This is a genomic window from Priestia sp. USM5 (assembly GCF_058323215.1).
Window position 1 is genome coordinate 2,103,233 of record NZ_JBSGKN010000001.1, and the last position, 18,585, is coordinate 2,121,817.

An 18,585-nucleotide genomic window follows, 5' to 3' on the forward strand; every position below is an offset into this window, starting at 1 on the left:
AAAGAGATCCGAACGTTTAATCGTTCGGATCTCTTTTTTATTACGTAGTAACGATTCTATGACGAGCTTTAATCTTACTCACGGGAGGTTCGGAAGAAAATATATTTTTTTCACCGATTTTATCATATAGACCGGTTGACTTTAACATTTCTTTCGGCTGGTGCTGTAAGCCAGAAATAACGACTTGGCTATGCGAATCTTTCAAACGTTCGACCACCTTCGATAGTAAAGCTTCTCCAGATGTATCAATAAAGGAGACTTGGCTCATTCGAAGCAATAAAACTTTCGGTTTCGCTTCAGCGATGTTATCAAAGGAATCTTCTAATACTTCAGCTGATCCAAAGAAAAGAGATCCTTGCATGGTATATTCCATCAGCTCAGATTTGTGAGCGTTTTCAGATGTTTCCGCTAAAACCTTTGAAATCTTCAGTGATCCGCTCATTCGTTTCACGAACATAACAATAGCTAAAAGTAGACCTACGCCTACACCTGTTGTTAAATCGATTGAAACTGTTAATAAAAACGTAGCTACAAGTACAAATGAATCAGCTGACTTGGTTTTTAAAATATGTGCAAATTCTTTACGTTCACTCATATTCCAAGCCACAAACATTAAAATAGGTGCCATACTTGCCAGCGGAATGTTTGATGCATAAGGAGCCAGCATCACAAGGACCAATAAAACAACTAAGCCGTGTATAACTCCTGATAACGGAGAAGCTGCGCCGTTTTTGATATTAGTAGCTGTTCTGGCAATGGCACCAGTTGCAGGAATTCCGCCAAATAGCGAGGTAGCGATATTAGCAATTCCTTGACCCACAAGCTCTTTATTGCTATTATGCTTGGTTTTGGCCATATTATCAGCAACAACAGCTGATAGTAAAGATTCAATACCTCCAAGCATCGCAATTACGCAGGCAGCAGGAAATAGCATCACGATGTTATCCCATGTTAAATCTGGGAAGCTAAAAGATGGTAGTTTACTCGGAATGGCACCGTAAGTAGAGCCAATCGTTGCAACTTTTCCTGGGAACAGTGTAATGGCTACAAGTGTGGAGACAAGAAGACCTAGAAGGGCACCGGGAATTTTAGGTAAAAACTTTGGCGTTATAATCACGATAGCTAAACAAATAGCGGCTATGATGACGCTGTAAATGTTAATCGTTGCAATTTTTCGTAGGATTTCAATCATATTTAAATGAAATTCCTCATGTTTTGCAATTCCCTTTAGGCCTAAAAAGTTAGCGATCTGACCTGAGAAAATAATAATCGCAATTCCTGCTGTAAATCCAATCGTCACAGGGCGCGGAATAAACTTTATAAGTTTCCCTAGTTTAAATATTCCGAGAAGCGTAATCATAATTCCAGCCATAAAGCCGGCAATAATGAGGTTCTCATAACCATATTGCATGACAACTCCAAGCAGCACCGGAACAAATGCACCTGTTGGGCCTGCAATTTGAAATTTCGATCCGCCTAATATTGAAACCATAATCCCTGCGATAATGGTTGTATAAATTCCGTATTCAGGTCTTACACCAGAAGCGATGGCAAAGGCCATTGCTAAAGGAATAGCAACGACCCCAACAACCAAACCGGCGATAATGTCTTTTTGTAAATGCCCTGCTGAATAGCCTTGAAATCGGTTATCTTTTAGCATTCGATAAAACCCTCCTTCATGAGCTTACGGTTTCAGCTCGGTCTTGGGAATAGCCGTTTACAACGACGTCAAGTTTTCCTGTTGAAGGATGAATAACCATTCCAGAAACAAGCACGTCTTTTGGTAATAAAGGGTGATTTCGAATCATATCCACACTGTTTTCGACACTATCCTCTACACATTCAAACCCAGTCAGCCATGATTCTAAATCAATACCAGCATATTTTAGATTACGAATCTGTTCCGTGCTAATCCCTCTTTGTTCAGCAGAGGCTAAAATAGCTTCAGCTTTCATGCCCGTCATTCCACATTCATGATGACCGATGACACATACTTCATCAGCTTGCAAAGCGTAGACGGCAACTAAGATACTTCTCATGACGCTACCAAAGGGATGGGAGATAACAGCTCCGGCATTTTTTACTATTTTTGCATCTCCATTTTTTAGCCCCATAGCTTTAGGAAGTAATTCTAACAAACGTGTATCCATACAAGTTAAAATGACTATTTTTTTGTCAGGAAATTTGGATGTTTGAAAAGCCTCAAATTGATTATTGGTTACAAATTTTTCATTAAACTTTAAAACTTCAGATAGACAAGTCATTGTTTTCCTCCTGCGTTATTTATTTTTAACTTATTTTTTAGTCTAAAGATAAAGTTTAAAAACGAACTAAATAAAATATTAAAATTTTCTTAAAATATTCAGAAAAAACTTATAAATAAACAGAAATTATATGCGTGAAATTATGTAAGCGTATTCTTTGTTTGTTTTCACGAAAAATAGGAATTATATGTTAAAATGGTACAAAGTTGGAATTTTATAAAAGAATGGTAGAGAGGAGGAAGGCAAAAGTGAAGGTTCTTATAGTAATAGGCATTATTTTCTGTTGTTTAGTAGGGTGCAGTTCTAATGCCCAAGTCACCAACGACAAAGAAATGGGAGAGAATATTCAGCAATCATTTGAAAAAAAAGGTGTAAGCTCAGTGGATGTATCGAAGTTAAGTGATTTTAAATGGGAAAAAGGATATTTATTCACAAACAAAAGCAAGAAAGCCGACGTAGAAAAACTTGTAAACGCACCGGTTAGTGAAGAAGTGATGAAAAAAATATCTGCTGCTGATCAAATGCTTGTGTTTGTACACGAAGGAGAGGTTGTCCGCTATGTAGAACTACCCCAAGATTTCATAGCGCATGATAAAAACCAACTTGAATTTTCATCTTCTCATTCGGAACTAAAATTTAATAAAAACAGGGAGGGCAAGCCTATAAAAGCAGGAGATAAAACGTTAAGTTCAGAAGATGCTTTAACTGTAGAATCAATTATGAAACAAATTCAATGGAAAAAAGCTGATTACAGCGTCGCTCTTGACCCAGATGTACAGCTTACTTATGAGGGCGCTGTATATAATGTACGATTCACCTCCGATAGTGCGGAACTTACTTCTAAAAAAAGAGGAGTGTACGGTAAAGTAACAGGAGAAACAGCACAGCAGCTATATGACATATTGATGTAACCTATTGATTTTTCAATAGGTTTTTTTGTGCACATATTTTTAAGATTTACATAAAATACCTTAATATTATTGACATTAACGTTAACGTTAATCTATAATGAGTATACGAATGATTAACGTTAACGTTAATGTTAATGAGAGGTGAGGTGAAACATATGTATTTAATCGATGACGTGACGAAAATGACCGGTTTGACCAAGCGAGCTCTTCGGTATTATGAAGAGATTGGACTCATTTTACCCCCGCAGCGCACAAAAGGAAATGCACGAATTTATTCCGAAGAAGAGGTAAAAGAACTAAGAAAAGTAGCAGAAGCAAAAGAAGTTCTCGGTTTTTCTCTACAGGAGCTGCAGCAGTTTATGTCGCTTAAAAGAATGATTGAAGAAAGAAGTGAGCGGCAAGGATTGTCATTGAAAGAGATCACGCAAATAGAAGATTTGCTAGAAAATCAAATCAAGATGATTGATTTTAAAGTCGTAAAAATGCAGGCATTTAAAACAGAATTAAAAGAAATGCGAGAATCTGCTATGGCAATACATGAAAAAACAAAAACAAAAGGAGAGATGAAAGAGTGGAAGGACAGCATTCAACTAACCGATTAGGTCAAATTATTACGGTAGTAGCTACTTTTTTAGCATTTATGGGAATTGGAGTAGTAGATCCAATTTTACCGGAAATTGCTAAGCAAATTGGAGCTTCTCATTGGCAAGTAGAAATGTTATTTACTTCCTATTTGTTAATGATGGCTATTATGATGATTCCAGCAGGCATTCTAGCGTCACGTGTAGGAGACAAGCGCTTAATGGTAACAGGACTTATCATTGTGACGATTTTTGCAGCCCTATGCGGGTTTTCTAACAACATTCCTCAGCTTTCCATTTTCCGAGCAGGTTGGGGACTTGGTAATTCGTTTTTCTTTGCAACAGCTATGACGCTGCTTATTGCATTATCAGGTGAAGTGAAAAAAGCAGTAGGATTATATGAAGCTGCAATTGGTTTGGGGATGGCCGGAGGACCGCTTGTAGGAGGCGTGTTAGGAAATGCTTCTTGGAGATTGCCGTTTTTCGGTACAAGTGCTTTAATTTTTATCGCCTTTATTTTAGTATTAACGATTGTTAAACAGCCTACAAGTACTAAACCTCGTAAAGCAGCAGGTTTTAAAGACATGGTTAAACTTTATAAATTAAAACCATTTACTCAAGGCGCTGTATCAGGCATGCTTTATTACTACGGATTTTTTACAGTGTTAGCTTATACGCCGCTTATTCTATCGATCGGAGCTCTTCAAATTGGCTTTGTTTTCTTTGGATGGGGATTATGTTTAGCTTATGGCTCAGCGGTTTTAGCACATCAGTTAGAAAAAAGATATCAGCCAAAACAAGTGTTACATGTTAGCTTAATTGTTTTTTCACTTATTTTAATTTGTTTATTTGCCTTTGATGCAACATGGTTGCGCATTGTTTTAATTATGGCAGCAGGTCTTGTATCAGGACTTAATAATGCCTTATTTACGAGTCATGTAATGGAAGTATCTCCTTATGAACGAGGAATTACATCTGGAGGATATAATTTCTTAAGATGGTTAGGCGCAGCGTTTGCTCCTTTATTATCAGGAGTTATCGGCAATGCCGTAGCGCCTCAAGCTCCTTTTCTTGTAGCAGCGATTCTTGGATTGCTCGCTTTTGTTATTATGGTTATAAAAGTAAAAACAACTTCTCAAACGAATGAAGCTGTTTCTAAATAAACGTTGAAATAAAAGGCTTTTTCCTGTAAAAAGCCTTTTATTTTGTTTTATGTTATAATAGTAAAAACGTTTTTAATCATAAAAATGAAACTCTTTACCAACTTGTACGTATACTTTATATGTACATAAATTCTTTTTAGGAGCGTGATGCCCATGGCCACCTGTCAAAATTGTAATCATAAATGGAACTGGAGGACAACCTTTAAACAACTGTTAACATTTAGAAACGTTTTAGAATGCCCACACTGTGACAAACAACAGTATATCTCTGCAAAATCCCAAAAACGATTATCAATCTACTCATTTGCACCCCTTATTATTTGGCTTATTCTCTCACTATTTGACTTTTCCTTTCCATCCATTGTTGTCGCGGAGCTTATTTTCTTCATAGCAGCGGTTGTTATGATGCCACTTTCTTATGAAGTAAGCAGCGAAGAAGAACCCTTGTGGTAATAAAAAAACCTTCCGTTAACACGGAAGGTTTTTTATGCGGCTTTACCGTCTAGCTGCTGTCTGTGATGGCGCTGATAATACACCCACCCAGCATTCAACAGTAGAAGAACACTCGTTGTTAAAAATACGTAAGGAATTCCTTTAGCTCCGGCAATTTGTCCGCCAATAACTGGACCGGCTAAATTCCCGAAGTATTGTGCTGTTTGATTATAGCCAAACATTTTACCTGTAATCGAGTCCGGCACAATTTTCTTCAAATAAGAATTAATAGAAGGTAACAATCCTCCCATTGCAAAACCGAGTAAGAAACGTAGTAAAAATAGCTGCCAAGTACTATGCACAAAGGCCTGTAAGCCGCAAATAACCGCTACGATGAGCAGGCATATTTGAAGCACATTTTGAGGACCCACGCGATCGCTGACTTTGCCAAGTCTGGATGCAGCTAAAATATTTGATATTCCTGTTGCCGCCACGACAAAACCTGAAATAAGGGCAAGGTGATCGGTATGAGTAGACAGTTGTTTTACATACAGTGTAACGATTGGCTGAATAGCCATAACCGCAAGCTGCAGTAAAAAAGTTGTAACAAATACACCAATCACGGCCTTTGAATTCTTAAGAGAAAGTAACCCAATGTTAGATTCTTTCGTGGTTTTCGCCGTCTCTTTTTTGTCTTCTTGAATTAAATTTACAATTAAAAAAGACAAAAACATAAATGCACCTGTCACGAAAAAGACGTGACGCAATCCAATTGTATCTCCTAAGTAGCCGCCTACTAGCGGTCCTAATAAAGATCCTGATACAGCCCCTGTAGACAACGTCCCTAATGCTTTACCGCTGTGCTCTTTAGGTGTTTGAGTCGCTACTAACGTAATGGCTGCAGAGATGAAGCCGGAAACGGCCCCCATTAAAAAGCGCAGTCCGACAAGCTGATAGACATTTTGTACAAAACCAATAGAAGTCATAACAATTGCCATACCCAAGCTTGCGCGAAGGAGCATCAGCTTTCGACCGTATTTGTCGGCCAAACTTCCCCATAAAGGAGAAACAATAGCGGCCATTAAAAAGGTAGCTCCAAATGCAATACCAGCCCATCTGCTGATGGAGCTTGTATCGTGAACCCCCAGCTTTTCAATATAAAGCGGTAAAAACGGAATAACTAAACTCATCCCGGCTGTGGTGCAAAAAGAACCGAACCAGCAAATGTACAAGTTTCGTTTCCATAATTCCATTCTATTTCCTTCTTTCGTTGTGCCGCATAGCGTAAAAACAACAAAAGAGCGAAACCATACGGCCTGCTCTTTTAGCATACATGCAGCATCTTTTTATCAGCTTAAATTATACCACATATTAGAAATATTTAAAAATAAAATGATTCACTTAGTGAACTATTAACATGAAATGAAAACAGAAAGATGTGCTGCGGTTACACTCCGCCTAGAACATAAAGTGACCCTTAGTTCACTCATTACCTTATGCTGTAACAGAAGGGGATATGTACAGAACTTATGCTTCACTGAAAAAAGCGTCAGATAATCTGTCTAAAATATACGTTATATTCACACAGTATTATATTGCGGAAACGAACTTAGCTTACGTAATGAAAGGCAAACAAAATAAAATAGTATCCATGATCCTTAAGGCAGCTCTTTTAGCCACTACTTTGTACGGGTCTATCCGAACAGCTGAAACTGCATGGGCATTAGCAGACATCGGAGTTGGAATAATGGTTTGGCTCAATTTAATTGCAATTTTGATTTTAGCTAAGCTTGCTTTAATAACCTTAAAAGATTATCGCGAGCAGAGAAAACAAGGAATAGATCCTGTCTTTTCTCCTGGGAAATTAGGAATTCAAAACGCTGATTATTGGGACGAGGAATATCAGCATGATCAAGATAAAGAAAATGTTTCACAAACTAAAAAAAAGCCAACTGGGGTTGGCTTTTTTTAGTTTGTGAAGAAGCTCTTTCGACCGCTTGAAAATGGTAATGATTCGTTTTTTTCGGGTATAATGTGGCATGAAGCGTCCTCAATTTATTTTCGTTTGAGCATTTATTTATAATAGAAGACATATAAAAGGACGGTGGTATGTGCATGACTAAAAAAGAAAATGAATCTATTTATATTCAGCAGCATTTAGCAAATGAACGAACGTATTTAGCGTGGATTCGAACGTCTATTGCTACACTCGGCATTGGTTTTGTTGCAGGCGGCCTGCATTTCAATTCCGGAAAAAAATTAAGTGAAGCAGCCGATACTCTTATTATTGCTGTTATCATCTTTTCTTTAGCTGCAAGTGCAGGTTTGCTTCTTTTCTCAACCTATCATTATTTTTCAACACGTAAAAAAATTAACAGCCAAACGTATCAATCTTCTCACGCTTTGGTTATTTTCGTTTCAATGATTATGCTGATGCTGATCGGGGCTCTTATGTTTTACTTTTTTAACATAGCGTAAAAAGTTTAAGGTGTAAGAAAAAAGGGAATACACCCCCAAAGAATTTACGGTTTTATGAAAGAAAAAGAAGATCTATTGATATGGTGGTAATGGCAGATGTAATTATAATAATATCTTCTTTATGAACCGGCTGTATAATTTTACAGGTTAAATTCTTTGTTAACCGCGGATAATGGAAAAGGAAAGCTTTATAAGCCGAAACTTATCCAATCCATGTTGAACATAAAAAATTGAATATGAATTTCACTGTAGGGTGAAGCGAAAGTAAAGGAGAACGCTGTATGATTCAAACATCTAAGACCGTTGCCGCTCGTTTTTTTACGGAGCGTTTCTTTGATCAGGCTGCTCAAACAGCCTACTATTTTTTGTTATCTTTTGTACCGTTTATTATCTTTCTTTTTTCTCTGCTGAGTTTTTTTCCAATTGATACAAACAATTTGCTGATATTTATTGAACCATTTACACCTAAAAGCGCCTACGACGTAATTGAACGGTCAATTGAAACAGTTAACAATAGCGGGAAAAAAGTTTTATCTTTTAGTTTATTGGCGACTTTTTGGCTCGCATCTATGGCTATACAATCTTTGGTTCGTTCGTTAAATGACGCGTATCATATTCAAAGAAAACAAACGTTTTTGCGCGGTTTAATCAATGATTTAATTTTAACTTTTGGTTTTATGGTTGTAGTAGCTATTTCATTATTTGTACCAATTATTGAAGAGGTCATTCGACATTTGGTCCTAACAAAAGTCCATGTTCCTGACATATGGTTTCAAAGCTGGACGACAATTAGATGGGGAATTGGGACATTATTTTTATTAGGCTTTTTTATTCTTTTTTACAAACTGATGCCAAGCGCAAGAGTAACGTGGAAAGATGTACTTCCAGGAGCTGTTTTCTCCACGCTAGGATGGCAAGTTGTATCTACCGGATTTGGATACTATGTCCAGTTTGGAAGCTACTCGCAAATCTATGGTCAGCTTGGAAGTATTATTATTTTAATGGTCTGGTTTTATTTAACGGCCGCTATTTTATTAATTGGCGGTTTAATAAACGGTAATAAGTTCATCAAAGCTCACAAGACCACATATAGAGACGCGGAAAATGACTAGGGAAACCTAGTCGTTTTTTTATATTCAGTTTTACAGTTAGAAAGTTTATCAAAAAAATATTGCGGGTACCTATTGAATATCTCGTTACCTTTTCCTGTACACACAACAAAAAAGCAGTAGGAGTTTACGTTGAGATGAGGTGGAAAATTGAATAATTTTAATCGGTTTTTAATCGCAGTTATTGGAATTGCAGGACTGATTTGTTCCGGTATGTTAGCACTGATGGTTTATAAGGTTCCTCACCTTTCGAACTGGGTAGAAAAGTGGCGGCATCAGGAGTGGTTTTACTACACAATTTTGTCAATAAGCGCATTTTTAGCAGTTATTTTTATTATTTTTCTTTTAACAGGCATATTTAGCAGGCCGCCTAAAAAGAATTTAGCAATTGTAACTGGTGAAGGCAAAATAACCATTTCTAAAGCAACGATCGAATCTACAGCTTTACGAGCAATTAGAAGCTTTCAGGGAATACGCTCTCCTGAAGTCCAGGCATCTATTCATTCTCGCAAAGAAAAAGTTAGTCTGTATATCAACTGTTCGCTGTTTGGACGAGATGGGCTACCAACACTAGGAAAAGAGATACAGCTTGAAACAAAACGCGCCGTGGAGGCCTTACTTGAGCTTCCCGTTCACTCCGTTCGTATTAACTTAACGGATACACAAACACGAAAGAAAGAGCGTGTTGTGTGATGAAGGAGGGACATAATGGGTACTCCAGATAAATTGATTCCATACCGTGGCCGAGTACTTGGTATTTTGGCAGGTTTAGTGTTGGCAATTTTACTATTAACAATTGGTTTTGGCCCCACGCTGCTAATCGTAGCTTTTATGGGAATTGGTTATGTAATTGGGAAGTGGCGAGACGGTCATTTAGACATACATGCCTGGGTAGGATTCTTTACTAGAGGAAGATAGAAAATCACTTTAAGGGAGATGTTCGTTATGGCAGTTAATGAAACAAATACAGCAGTAAAACCTCAGGAAAATACACATCAAAATACCTTAACATTTGAAGATCAAGTCATTAAAAAAATTGCTGGAATTGCAGCTAATGAAATTAAAGGGATTTTATCAATGAGCGGCGGATTTATGAGCGGGTTAACAGATCGCTTCCGCAGCACGGAAGACATCACAAAAGGGATTAATGCTGAAGTAGGAGAAAAGCAAGTTGCTCTTGATTTAAAAGTAATTGTTGAATACGGAAAAAATGTTCCAGCGATTTTCTCCGAAACTGTTCATAACGTGAAAAAATCAGTTCACGATATGACGGGCTTAGAAGTAGTAGAAGTAAATATGCACGTAGAGGACGTAATGACTCGCTCTGAATTTGAAGCAAAAACGGATCGAGACAAAGAGCAGGAGTCAAAGCGTGATCTTGAATAAAATATAAAAGGTAAACACTTCCATTCGTCATATATTCTTTGTATGATGAATGAGAAGTGTTTTTTTATGGGAGGGAGAATTCTGTGATATTGGTTAGTTCTTGCTTAGCAGGTCAAGCTTGCAGATATAATGGAAGCAGTGCCTTAGTTAAGGAAACGGAAGCGCTCGTTGAAAATAAAGAAGCGGTGATGATATGTCCGGAACTGTTAGGTGGATTTCACACGCCTAGAGAACCGGCAGAAATTATAAAAGGAACGGGAATAGACGTAATAAACGGAAATGCGCGAGTTATTGAACGATCGGGAAAAGACGTGACAGATATATACATAGACGGGGCCTATAAGGCACTGAACATCGCAAAAGAAATAAAAGCTACTGTTATTGTACTAAAAGAAAACAGTCCTTCATGCGGAAGTGAACATATATATAACGGAGCATTTCTAGGTGTTAAAATAGCCGGTGAAGGGGTAACGACTGCGTTGTTAAGAAAGCATGGTTTTACCGTTATATCCGAATCTCAATTTGCAGCTGAAATGCATGGAGACCAATCATAATCAAAAAAAGCGTACACTATGTGTGTACGCTTTTTTTCTAAAAGCTTATTTACTGTGAAGCGTATCTGCTGTGCTTTCTGTTCGTGTTACCGCATAAAGAGAGAAGCAAAGACCAAGCAATACAAAAATAGACCCGACCCAGCCGTTATAAATAACAGAGTATTGATTAACGACAATTCCTCCGACATAGGAGCCGATCGCAATTCCTACGTGTGAAATCGCTGCATTGGTGCTGATTAAAATGTCCGACGTGTCGCGTGCACTATGAATAATTAAATTGCTTTGAGCCGGTGAGACCGCCCAGCTGAGCGCACTCCAAATAATCATAAGAAGCAAGAACACAACGAATGGCAAATGAACGCCAAACGGCATAGCAATCATGCTAACAAAAAAGAGAGCAATCATGGTGATAACAGACGAAGAAGGGTTCCATCTATCAGAAACAGCTCCTCCAAGTCCTCCTCCTGCCACTGCAGCAAGACCGAAAATACCATAAATAATGGTTACCATCGTTGTATTTAATCCTAGCGTTTCTTGTAAAAATGGCGTGAAGTACGCATAAAGCGTTAAATGGCCCGCCAGTACAAACAATGTTGCTAGGTGAATAGCAAGCATTTTTTTATTGCGTAAAGCTTTTACCTGAGTCTTTAAAGGTACAATTGGAGCGGGAGCTAGACGTTCCATTGTAAACCAAACGGTAATCATAATAATAGCAGTTAAGATTGCAATCATAACAAATACTTGACGCCAGCCAAGCGCATTTCCAATCAAAATACCAAGAGGAATACCCAAAACAAGTGAGCCGCTGATTCCCATAAACACAACGCCAATTGCTCTGCCTTGATATTCAGGCTTTACCATTCTAGAGGCCATTGTGGTAGATAGGACAATAATAAAAGAGCCGCTCGCAGCAGCGAGAATACGCCCGATTAATAGCATATAATAACCTGAACTGTAGGCTGAAAATACATTGCTCAATAAGAAAATAAATAATGTCCACATATAAACTTTTTTCCGCTCTATCTTAGCCGTCACATTTAGTAAAATCGGCGCAGACAAAGCATAAACAAACGAATAAATAGAGATTAAATAACCTGCTTTTGCTAGTGATACATGAAATGCATCGGCAATTAAGTCCAAGATGCCTCCTAGAATTAATTCGACCGTTCCAACAACAAAAGAAGCAATCGCAAGTATGTAAACTTTTTTATTCATCAAAAAACCCCCTCTTTAAAAAGTTACAACTAGAATAGTAACCTTTTTTAGAGTGGATTTCAATAGGTAATATTAAAAAGGTTACTAATAAATTAGTAACCTTTTTAATATCGCAGTCGAGTAAGCAGCTCCATGATCTCAGAATCCTGAAGAAGCTGCTCTTGATATTTCTTTGTAATATGGGTAAGTGCGACATCATGATAAAAGAAATCAGCAAAAACTTTTACAAGAGGCTGCGACATGGTTTTTATTGCTTTCCATGTCTCATGTTCAATGCCGGCAAATAAAAGGTAGGCATCGTCAACAATAATCAACTGCGACGGCTCAAGGTTTTTATGATCATCTATTGGATTTAATGTATGTAAATGTTTGAGGGCAGTCTGCAAGTTTCCTATGGTTAAGACCTCGACGTTTACGCCTTGTTTCTCTTTTTCTTCTAGCAATGAGCGGTAATGTTCCAACTCATCATTCCAAGCCGATAAAATAATAGAAGATTCCGCTTCTTGAATCAACTGTTCAATGTGAGCAGAAATAGAGGATTTATCTTTTAAACTCCAAACATGATCATCTGTAAACGTTCTTTTAATTTTATATGTTTTTAATTCATTAATGTCATTTTCAAAATCAGCAGTAAGTTTTTGAATGACGGTTTGAAGGGCTACCGCTGAATAAAGTTTCTTTTTCCCGGACAATGTATTTACTACAATGCCTTTATCAATTAAACGATTAAGTACTTCATAAATCTTTGCTTTTGGAACATGCGAATACGTGACAATCGAACTAGCATCCAGCGGACCTTCATTCGCAAGCAGCGCTTCATATACTTGACTTTCATACTGAGAAAAACCAAATTTTTGCAGCATAATTCTCTATTCATCATCCTTTCTTTTTTTTAGTATATCACGATTTGTAAAAGTATTACTAATTGCAACTATATCTTATTAAACTATGTTCTAAATAATCAACAAAGATAAAAAATAGGCTATTAAAGGGTCTTTACTACGATAAAACTATTTTTAATCATGTGCTTCTCATACTAAAACACTCATCATCGGGTAAAGAAAAGAAAGAGGTGAAAAAAATGAAGAAAAATGAAAAACTACTGTTGAAAAAAATGAACATGAAACAGCAAAGAGAAGTGGCTGCTCAGCTTGAAGACGTACTGGATTCCTTACTGTCTCTTGAAGAAAAATTATGCTCAGCACCTGATAATAGCGAGTGGCTTTCTTTACAAGCTCAGCTTGAAAAAAGAGAACATGAGCTGAGATTTAAGCATAAAATGCTGTGTGAAGAATGGAATGCACTATAAAAGACAGGCATTTTGTCTGTCTTTCATTGCATCTAAATTTTTATGACCCGGATAGGACTCACCATCAAAATAGCTAAAATAATCATAAGATAAGGGTTCACATAATAAAACATGCCAAGCAGTGCGATAATTAGAGCAGGAAAAGGAATAGGAAGCCCTATAAAATAACCTACGGTTGGATTTGCGCTAAATTTAGCTAATCTCAATGCACCCATGCTTGGATAAATCATAAAAGCGAGTACCGTTAGCCAAGAGTGGGGAGAAAGAGTATGAAATAGCATTGCAGGCGCTACGCCAAAGCTTATAATATCAGCCAAAGAATCTAGCTCTACACCAAACTCACTGTTAACTTTTAGCTTTCTCGCAATTTTGCCGTCAAATAAATCGAAAAAAGCGGCTAGAAAAATAAAAAGAGCAGCTAAGCGTTCGTAGCTGTTCATATTAAAGGCTATGGAAAATACGCCGCTTAGCAAATTTCCAATCGTAAAGAGATTCGGAACCCATTTTAACAGTCGAAGAATCAATGTCATACAACCGCCTTTCACAGTGTGTACAATTAGTGTAACTGTTAAATCGTATTATTATGTGATATGCAAGATAAAAAGAAAGGAGTATTGAAAACTGGCTGTCGTTTCTGTAATATATATCGTATAATACGATAATAACTAAAAATACGATATAAAGGAGCAGGATCATGAAAGTAGAGGAGTTAAACAGCTATTGGACGTCTATTTATTATCATTTGCACTATACGCATCAAGAGAAAATTACGCACCAAACCATACGTCTTTTGCAGCATATCGACAAATCATCTTCGGTTGGAATAAGAGAAATCGCAGATTATTTAACTATTTCACATAATACGGCATCTGAACATGTAAAGAGAAGCATCAAGAAAGGATATATGTATAAAAATAGAGATATACAGGATGAAAGAAAAGTAATTCTGCATTTAACAGAAGCAGGAAAAGACATCTTAAAACGGAATTCAAGCTTGGATGAAGAAAAAGTATCAGCTATTTTACGCGAAATGACAGCATCTGAAAAACAGCTGATTCAACAGGCTTTTCAGTTATTGAGCGAGCGTGCAGAACATGTATAGTATCATCAAAATTTTAATGTCGGCTCTTATTATTGCAGGGGTAACAGAAATGGCCAAAAGATTTCCGGCATACGGTGGAATCGTGGCTGCTCTTCCAATTGTGAGCTTACTAAGTATTATATGGTTGTCAGTGCAAGGAGAAAAAAAGGAAGTGGTCAGTCAGTTTACACTTGGCGTTCTTTATGGACTCCCAGGCACTATTTTATTACTTGCTGTCGTCTATATTTGTGTAAAAAACTCCCTTCATTTGTTTGTGAGTTTATCCATAGGAGTTATGTGTTGGGCCTTGTTTTTAGTGCTTCAAAAGATGGTGATTAACCTAATTACTACATAAACTATTGGAATTTAATCCAATTTTCTGTAAAATAAAGGTCTAAGTAAAAGATAGGAGCTGAGTAGAGTTGAGTTTAGCAGAGAAAAAGTTAGGAATTGACCGAGTTGTTTTTATCGGCAGAATGTTTGAAGAGTATAGAGCTATGTTTAATTTGAATGACAAGCGTTTAAAAGGAAAAAAAGTGTTAGATTGTGCTAGCGGAGCCTGTTCTTTTACTGCTCATGCCTTGCAGCAAGGTACGAAGGCTACTAGCTGTGATATTGCCTATAAATTTACGGCAGAAGAGCTTGAAAAGAAGGGAAGCTTAGATTTAATTCATACGATGAATCAAATGCAGCACGTACAGGAGCAATATGTGTGGACGTATTTTTCGTCTATTGATGATTTAACGGAACATCGAAAAAGAGCATTAAAAGATTGTATTGCTCATATGAAAAAGAACCCGGAAGCCTATCAGTACGGAGCCCTTCCTAATTTGCCGTTTCAAAAGAACGAGTTTGATTTAACGCTTTGTGCAAACTTTTTATTTATGTACAGCGACCGGTTAGATTATACGTTTCATTTAGAGGCTTTAAAAGAACTGATACGCGTTACAAAAGAGGAAGTGCGCTTGTTTCCTTTAACGGACCTGAGCGGCAAGATTTCTACCTATTTGCCGCAGCTTTTAGAAGAGATTGCGCCTCTAGTAAAAGGAACAGAAATAGCAGATGTCCCGTATGAATTTCAAAAAGGTGCCAATCAAATGCTGAAAATATATGTATAACAAATGTAATGAAGAAGCTGAGGAAAAAGTATTTTAGCCCAAGTGAAAAACGAACCCTTGATCAAACATGTTAATCAAGGGTTCGTCTTTAGATTGGATTCATTTCGTCATGTCTTAACCTCTTTTAACATTCAAACGTTTTTTAGCAGTTTGAGTATGCTTCGTTATGGTTTCACATCCAAGCGCTTTAGCTAAGCCGAACGAAGGCATATTCACATATACTGATTCATAATTTCCTGCAGGAATGACGTACGTTTCATGATAAATGCCAACTGCATTCGTTTTTGAAGCCTGTTTATAAAAAGAATTCCAAGCTTTTAAGTGCTGAGGACCTTTGGCATAGGAGGTCAATTGATCAACTGACTCCCAATATTGAATCAGCGTAATGGTTCTTAAATTAAAAGATCCTTGCAAAGATAAAAAGCCAAGATTTTTGTTTGCATACAACTCTCGAATCATAGGAGGCATTGCTTTAAATACAGGGAGCCATTTGTGTACGGCTGTCCATTTATTAATACGCATTCCTATAACAAAGACGACCAGATCCTGACCGGGCTTAGCCATTACACGATTGGAATGAATCATAAATTCTGCGCCTCCTCATCATATAATTTATTAATCGTATCTTTGCACCATTCTATCGAAGCACGAGTTGTTCGTTTACCGTAGTCTAGGGTAATAAGCCAATACGTTCTGTCAGGAGAAGGGCTTTTAGAAATGCTGTCTTCGATTCCGCAATACATGTGATAGCGTTCAGTTAGTTTCTGCTGAGCGTTTTTTAACTGCGAAATTGTGAGCTGTTTTTCTTGGTGACTACTAAAAAATAGTTTTAACAAAAGTTCATTTCGTTCTGAGGGGAGCTGCTTAATAGGTTCACGCAGCCAATCTTGCAGAACTTCTTTTCCTTTAGTTGTTATTGCGTACACTTTTTTATCCGGCTTATCAGTTTGAGCAACGGAATTGACCGTCGCTAGTTCTTCATTCACAAGCTTTTGTAAAGTGGGATAAATTTGACCATAGCTAATTTTCCAAAAATGATTTAAACTTCGATCCATTAACCGCTTAATTTCATAACCAGTTCTGCATTCAGTGGTAAGCAGTCCTAAAATCGCATATGTTGTTTGATTTTCCTTCATTTACTTTCCTCATCTATATCTTTTTGATATATATATATTACCATAAACAGGATATTATTCAATCAAAAAACGCGAGAGTTATGCACTCTCGCGTCTAAAAAAAGGTTTGTATTGCTGAACCATCATTTGCGAAGCAGCAATAAATAAAAAGATAAAGCCTCCACACATTAGCAACATGACAGCACCTATTCTCCATAAAAGCTTTGGCATCAGCATATCTCCTTTTTTGAAGTTATTACCTATAGTGTAAAGAATAGCTTGCAAAAATTCTAGTCATAACTAAATATAATTTTATAACTTTTTTAGACTGACTCTTCCCTTGGATCATCTTCATCAAAAATAGGAACTTCTGTATACGCTTCTTCTTTTTCGAAGGCGGGAGAAGAATTCTCTTTATCCTCTTGTGCAGGCTTCGTTTTACCAGAAGAAATATCTGATTTAGCGTTTTTTAACTCTTCCATATCTTTTTGGATTTGGTCCGTGAAATCCTTTGGTATAGCTCCGCTTCCGTATGTAGCTCCGATGTTTAAAGCACCGCCGAGCTCCTTAATGCCCACTTGGCCAATATTGTTGTTTTGTTCGTATTTATCAAGAAAAAATTTATCAATATGAATAGGCGGAGGAGCATTTTCTAAAAGTGCCGCTTTTTGATGAATCAATCTTACTTCTTCTTGAAGAGAAGACGTACGTTTTAGCATGTCCACCTGTACTTCAGTTAAAAGCGACATACTTCGCTCTAATGCTGAAACTCTGTTATCTAGTTCGGTCATTTTCTCGAGATAAGGAGCCATTTGTTTCTCTACAGATTGTTCTACTAAGCTAGCTATATCCGGATAAGGCACAGCTTCTTTCTTTTTATCGCGAGGGTTTTGCGTGGAGATGATTTGTTCCAATTGTGCTACTTTTTCTTTTAAAAAATGAAGCTGCCTAGCAGTATCCTGCATGTCTTTTGTATATGATTGTTCAGTGTTTTTGTGAGCACTTCTTTGTGAAGATGAAGAATCGTTGGAAAGCACTGGCTGAGCCTCCAGCTTTTTTTTGAACATTATGAGAGAACCCATTTGCGGTTCGAGTTTTAAAAAACGGTTCATGTGAACTTCAAGCGTGTTAATACGCTTGATTTGATGTTTGAAGTCCGCTAGCTCAGTTTGAAGATGTTGGTTAGTCTGTTTGGGGTTGAAAAATCCTTTCATAGACATTTCGCTTCTCCTCATCTTGGGCTTATTTCCTCTGTAATCACAGTTAGATAAATAAATATTGATTCAGTTTGGGAGTTAATATTAAATTTTTTGCATTTATAAATGCTTATGTGCAGCATTACATTTCATTCGTAAAACTACTAAACCTTATTCAATATGAATACGCTCTTCTTGAAAAAACTGCCTGTGATAAGAAAGAATAAGCAGTCCATTTTCAAATTTTGCACGCAGATGATGCGCATCTGTAGGCTCAGGCAATTCGATAATTCGGTTAAAATCTCCAGAAGGTCGTTCTTGTACAACAGGCTGCCCTGTAATGAGAGGGTGGGGCGAGCCTTTTAATAGAAGCCGGCTGCCTGAAACAGAAACGTGCAAGTTTTCTTTTAGATAACCAGGCAGGTCAGCGATAACAATGATCTCGTGAGGAGTAACATAAATGTCGATAGGTGGAAAATTACTTCTAGGAGGTTGAGGAGCCTGATGCGAATCCTGAGCAGTCATATCCATATTTTCTTTCATAAATTCGTTAAAAGCAGTTTGATCAAAAACACCGTTCCAAAAGTCGTTTGTTTGATATTTTTTAGCGAATTCCATCCACTGCATAAGTTTATCAAAGTCCATATGGTTTCCTCCTTACCACACATCATAA

The 18,585-nt window shown here is 37.3% G+C and carries 26 protein-coding genes; 15 read left to right on the top strand and 11 right to left on the bottom strand.

All coding sequences use genetic code 11. The annotated features are described in order from the left end of the window. Positions 1-40: 40 nt before the first annotated feature. Together ACWATA_RS11465 and ACWATA_RS11470 are read right to left on the bottom strand one after the other, a co-directional pair. Entirely contained in the window at positions 41-1,660 is a 1,620-nt protein-coding gene (locus ACWATA_RS11465; RefSeq protein ID WP_047750849.1) for a SulP family inorganic anion transporter, read from the bottom strand. 16 nt (positions 1,661-1,676) lie between these two features. Then, entirely contained in the window at positions 1,677-2,264 is a 588-nt protein-coding gene (locus tag ACWATA_RS11470; RefSeq protein ID WP_034269209.1) for a beta-class carbonic anhydrase, read from the bottom strand. A 248-nt stretch (positions 2,265-2,512) separates the two neighbouring features. Here ACWATA_RS11470 and ACWATA_RS11475 point away from each other — a divergent pair, with 248 nt between their 5' ends. The 4 genes from ACWATA_RS11475 to ACWATA_RS11490 all read left to right on the top strand — a co-directional run bounded on the left by ACWATA_RS11475 (position 2,513) and on the right by ACWATA_RS11490 (position 5,372). After that, positions 2,513-3,175, top strand: coding sequence for a hypothetical protein (locus tag ACWATA_RS11475; RefSeq protein ID WP_034269212.1), 663 nt, complete (start codon positions 2,513-2,515; stop codon positions 3,173-3,175). A gap of 155 nt (positions 3,176-3,330) precedes the next feature. Further along, positions 3,331-3,777 carry a MerR family transcriptional regulator gene (locus ACWATA_RS11480; protein WP_047750850.1) on the top strand — a complete coding sequence of 149 codons (447 nt, stop codon included), beginning with the start codon at positions 3,331-3,333 and terminating at the stop codon, positions 3,775-3,777. Continuing rightward, positions 3,747-4,919: an MFS transporter gene (locus tag ACWATA_RS11485; RefSeq protein WP_047750851.1), complete on the top strand. Its 1,173-nt coding sequence runs from the start codon at positions 3,747-3,749 to the stop codon at positions 4,917-4,919. Before ACWATA_RS11480 ends, ACWATA_RS11485 begins: the two co-directional genes overlap by 31 nt. A gap of 153 nt (positions 4,920-5,072) precedes the next feature. Continuing rightward, positions 5,073-5,372 carry a TIGR04104 family putative zinc finger protein gene (locus tag ACWATA_RS11490; RefSeq protein ID WP_016764349.1) on the top strand — a complete coding sequence of 100 codons (300 nt, stop codon included), beginning with the start codon at positions 5,073-5,075 and terminating at the stop codon, positions 5,370-5,372. A gap of 32 nt (positions 5,373-5,404) precedes the next feature. Here the strand turns inward: ACWATA_RS11490 and ACWATA_RS11495 are convergent, their stop codons facing one another. Beyond that, a complete protein-coding gene (locus ACWATA_RS11495; protein ID WP_047751852.1) occupies positions 5,405-6,604 on the bottom strand; it encodes a multidrug efflux MFS transporter in 1,200 nt (399 codons plus the stop codon). A 263-nt stretch (positions 6,605-6,867) separates the two neighbouring features. Between ACWATA_RS11495 and ACWATA_RS11500 the strand changes: the two genes are divergently transcribed. The 7 genes from ACWATA_RS11500 to ACWATA_RS11530 all read left to right on the top strand — a co-directional run bounded on the left by ACWATA_RS11500 (position 6,868) and on the right by ACWATA_RS11530 (position 10,878). Then, positions 6,868-7,323 (top strand): alanine:cation symporter family protein, encoded by a 456-nt coding sequence (locus ACWATA_RS11500; RefSeq protein ID WP_473049847.1) that lies wholly within the window; start codon positions 6,868-6,870, stop codon positions 7,321-7,323. A gap of 143 nt (positions 7,324-7,466) precedes the next feature. Then, positions 7,467-7,829, top strand: coding sequence for a YidH family protein (locus tag ACWATA_RS11505; RefSeq protein ID WP_016764347.1), 363 nt, complete (start codon positions 7,467-7,469; stop codon positions 7,827-7,829). 281 nt (positions 7,830-8,110) lie between these two features. Then, positions 8,111-8,941, top strand: coding sequence for a YihY/virulence factor BrkB family protein (locus tag ACWATA_RS11510; RefSeq protein WP_013057287.1), 831 nt, complete (start codon positions 8,111-8,113; stop codon positions 8,939-8,941). Between the two features lie 147 nt (positions 8,942-9,088). Further along, positions 9,089-9,631 (top strand): alkaline shock response membrane anchor protein AmaP, encoded by a 543-nt coding sequence (gene amaP / locus ACWATA_RS11515; RefSeq protein WP_176343972.1) that lies wholly within the window; start codon positions 9,089-9,091, stop codon positions 9,629-9,631. A gap of 15 nt (positions 9,632-9,646) precedes the next feature. Beyond that, positions 9,647-9,856 (top strand): DUF2273 domain-containing protein, encoded by a 210-nt coding sequence (locus ACWATA_RS11520; protein ID WP_033579149.1) that lies wholly within the window; start codon positions 9,647-9,649, stop codon positions 9,854-9,856. A 27-nt stretch (positions 9,857-9,883) separates the two neighbouring features. Continuing rightward, positions 9,884-10,324, top strand: coding sequence for an Asp23/Gls24 family envelope stress response protein (locus ACWATA_RS11525; RefSeq protein WP_034269226.1), 441 nt, complete (start codon positions 9,884-9,886; stop codon positions 10,322-10,324). Between the two features lie 83 nt (positions 10,325-10,407). Next, entirely contained in the window at positions 10,408-10,878 is a 471-nt protein-coding gene (locus ACWATA_RS11530) for a 2-thiouracil desulfurase family protein (protein ID WP_473049848.1), read from the top strand. Between the two features lie 45 nt (positions 10,879-10,923). On the opposite strand, the gene ACWATA_RS11535 is transcribed toward ACWATA_RS11530, so the two are convergent. Both ACWATA_RS11535 and ACWATA_RS11540 read right to left on the bottom strand, forming a co-directional pair. Further along, complete coding sequence (locus tag ACWATA_RS11535) at positions 10,924-12,093, bottom strand: MFS transporter (RefSeq protein WP_047750855.1); 1,170 nt, start codon at positions 12,091-12,093, stop codon at positions 10,924-10,926. A gap of 104 nt (positions 12,094-12,197) precedes the next feature. Beyond that, positions 12,198-12,956 (bottom strand): TrmB family transcriptional regulator, encoded by a 759-nt coding sequence (locus ACWATA_RS11540; RefSeq protein ID WP_033579145.1) that lies wholly within the window; start codon positions 12,954-12,956, stop codon positions 12,198-12,200. A 218-nt stretch (positions 12,957-13,174) separates the two neighbouring features. On the opposite strand from ACWATA_RS11540, the gene ACWATA_RS11545 reads away from it, so the two are divergent. Next, on the top strand, positions 13,175-13,402 hold the full coding sequence (locus ACWATA_RS11545; RefSeq protein ID WP_047750857.1) for a hypothetical protein: 228 nt from the start codon (positions 13,175-13,177) through the stop codon (positions 13,400-13,402). Positions 13,403-13,434: 32 nt separating this feature from the next. On the opposite strand, the gene pssA is transcribed toward ACWATA_RS11545, so the two are convergent. After that, positions 13,435-13,926 carry a CDP-diacylglycerol--serine O-phosphatidyltransferase gene (gene pssA, locus ACWATA_RS11550; protein WP_182029361.1) on the bottom strand — a complete coding sequence of 164 codons (492 nt, stop codon included), beginning with the start codon at positions 13,924-13,926 and terminating at the stop codon, positions 13,435-13,437. 170 nt (positions 13,927-14,096) lie between these two features. Between pssA and ACWATA_RS11555 the strand changes: the two genes are divergently transcribed. The 3 genes from ACWATA_RS11555 (at position 14,097) to ACWATA_RS11565 (ending at position 15,601) form a co-directional block, all read left to right on the top strand. Further along, positions 14,097-14,504 (top strand): MarR family winged helix-turn-helix transcriptional regulator, encoded by a 408-nt coding sequence (locus ACWATA_RS11555; RefSeq protein ID WP_473049849.1) that lies wholly within the window; start codon positions 14,097-14,099, stop codon positions 14,502-14,504. Next, the gene (locus ACWATA_RS11560) at positions 14,497-14,838 is read left to right on the top strand and encodes a DUF3147 family protein (protein ID WP_047750859.1); all 342 of its coding nucleotides are present in this window, start codon (positions 14,497-14,499) and stop codon (positions 14,836-14,838) included. The genes ACWATA_RS11555 and ACWATA_RS11560 overlap by 8 nt, the downstream gene beginning before the upstream one ends. A 67-nt stretch (positions 14,839-14,905) precedes the next feature. Beyond that, positions 14,906-15,601 (top strand): class I SAM-dependent methyltransferase, encoded by a 696-nt coding sequence (locus tag ACWATA_RS11565; RefSeq protein ID WP_473049850.1) that lies wholly within the window; start codon positions 14,906-14,908, stop codon positions 15,599-15,601. Between the two features lie 114 nt (positions 15,602-15,715). Here the strand turns inward: ACWATA_RS11565 and ACWATA_RS11570 are convergent, their stop codons facing one another. The 5 genes from ACWATA_RS11570 to ACWATA_RS11590 all read right to left on the bottom strand — a co-directional run bounded on the left by ACWATA_RS11570 (position 15,716) and on the right by ACWATA_RS11590 (position 18,557). Then, positions 15,716-16,186, bottom strand: a complete 471-nt coding sequence (locus ACWATA_RS11570) for a DUF4188 domain-containing protein (protein ID WP_033579138.1) — start codon at positions 16,184-16,186, stop codon at positions 15,716-15,718. Then, entirely contained in the window at positions 16,183-16,737 is a 555-nt protein-coding gene (locus ACWATA_RS11575; protein WP_033579137.1) for a PadR family transcriptional regulator, read from the bottom strand. The genes ACWATA_RS11570 and ACWATA_RS11575 overlap by 4 nt, the downstream gene beginning before the upstream one ends. Positions 16,738-16,815: 78 nt before the next feature. Further along, positions 16,816-16,947 carry a hypothetical protein gene (locus tag ACWATA_RS11580; RefSeq protein ID WP_013057274.1) on the bottom strand — a complete coding sequence of 44 codons (132 nt, stop codon included), beginning with the start codon at positions 16,945-16,947 and terminating at the stop codon, positions 16,816-16,818. Positions 16,948-17,039: 92 nt separating this feature from the next. Then, on the bottom strand, positions 17,040-17,936 hold the full coding sequence (locus ACWATA_RS11585; RefSeq protein ID WP_176343975.1) for a dynamitin family protein: 897 nt from the start codon (positions 17,934-17,936) through the stop codon (positions 17,040-17,042). A 147-nt stretch (positions 17,937-18,083) separates the two neighbouring features. After that, positions 18,084-18,557, bottom strand: coding sequence for an Hsp20/alpha crystallin family protein (locus ACWATA_RS11590; protein ID WP_047750864.1), 474 nt, complete (start codon positions 18,555-18,557; stop codon positions 18,084-18,086). Between the last annotated feature and the right edge of the window lie 28 nt (positions 18,558-18,585).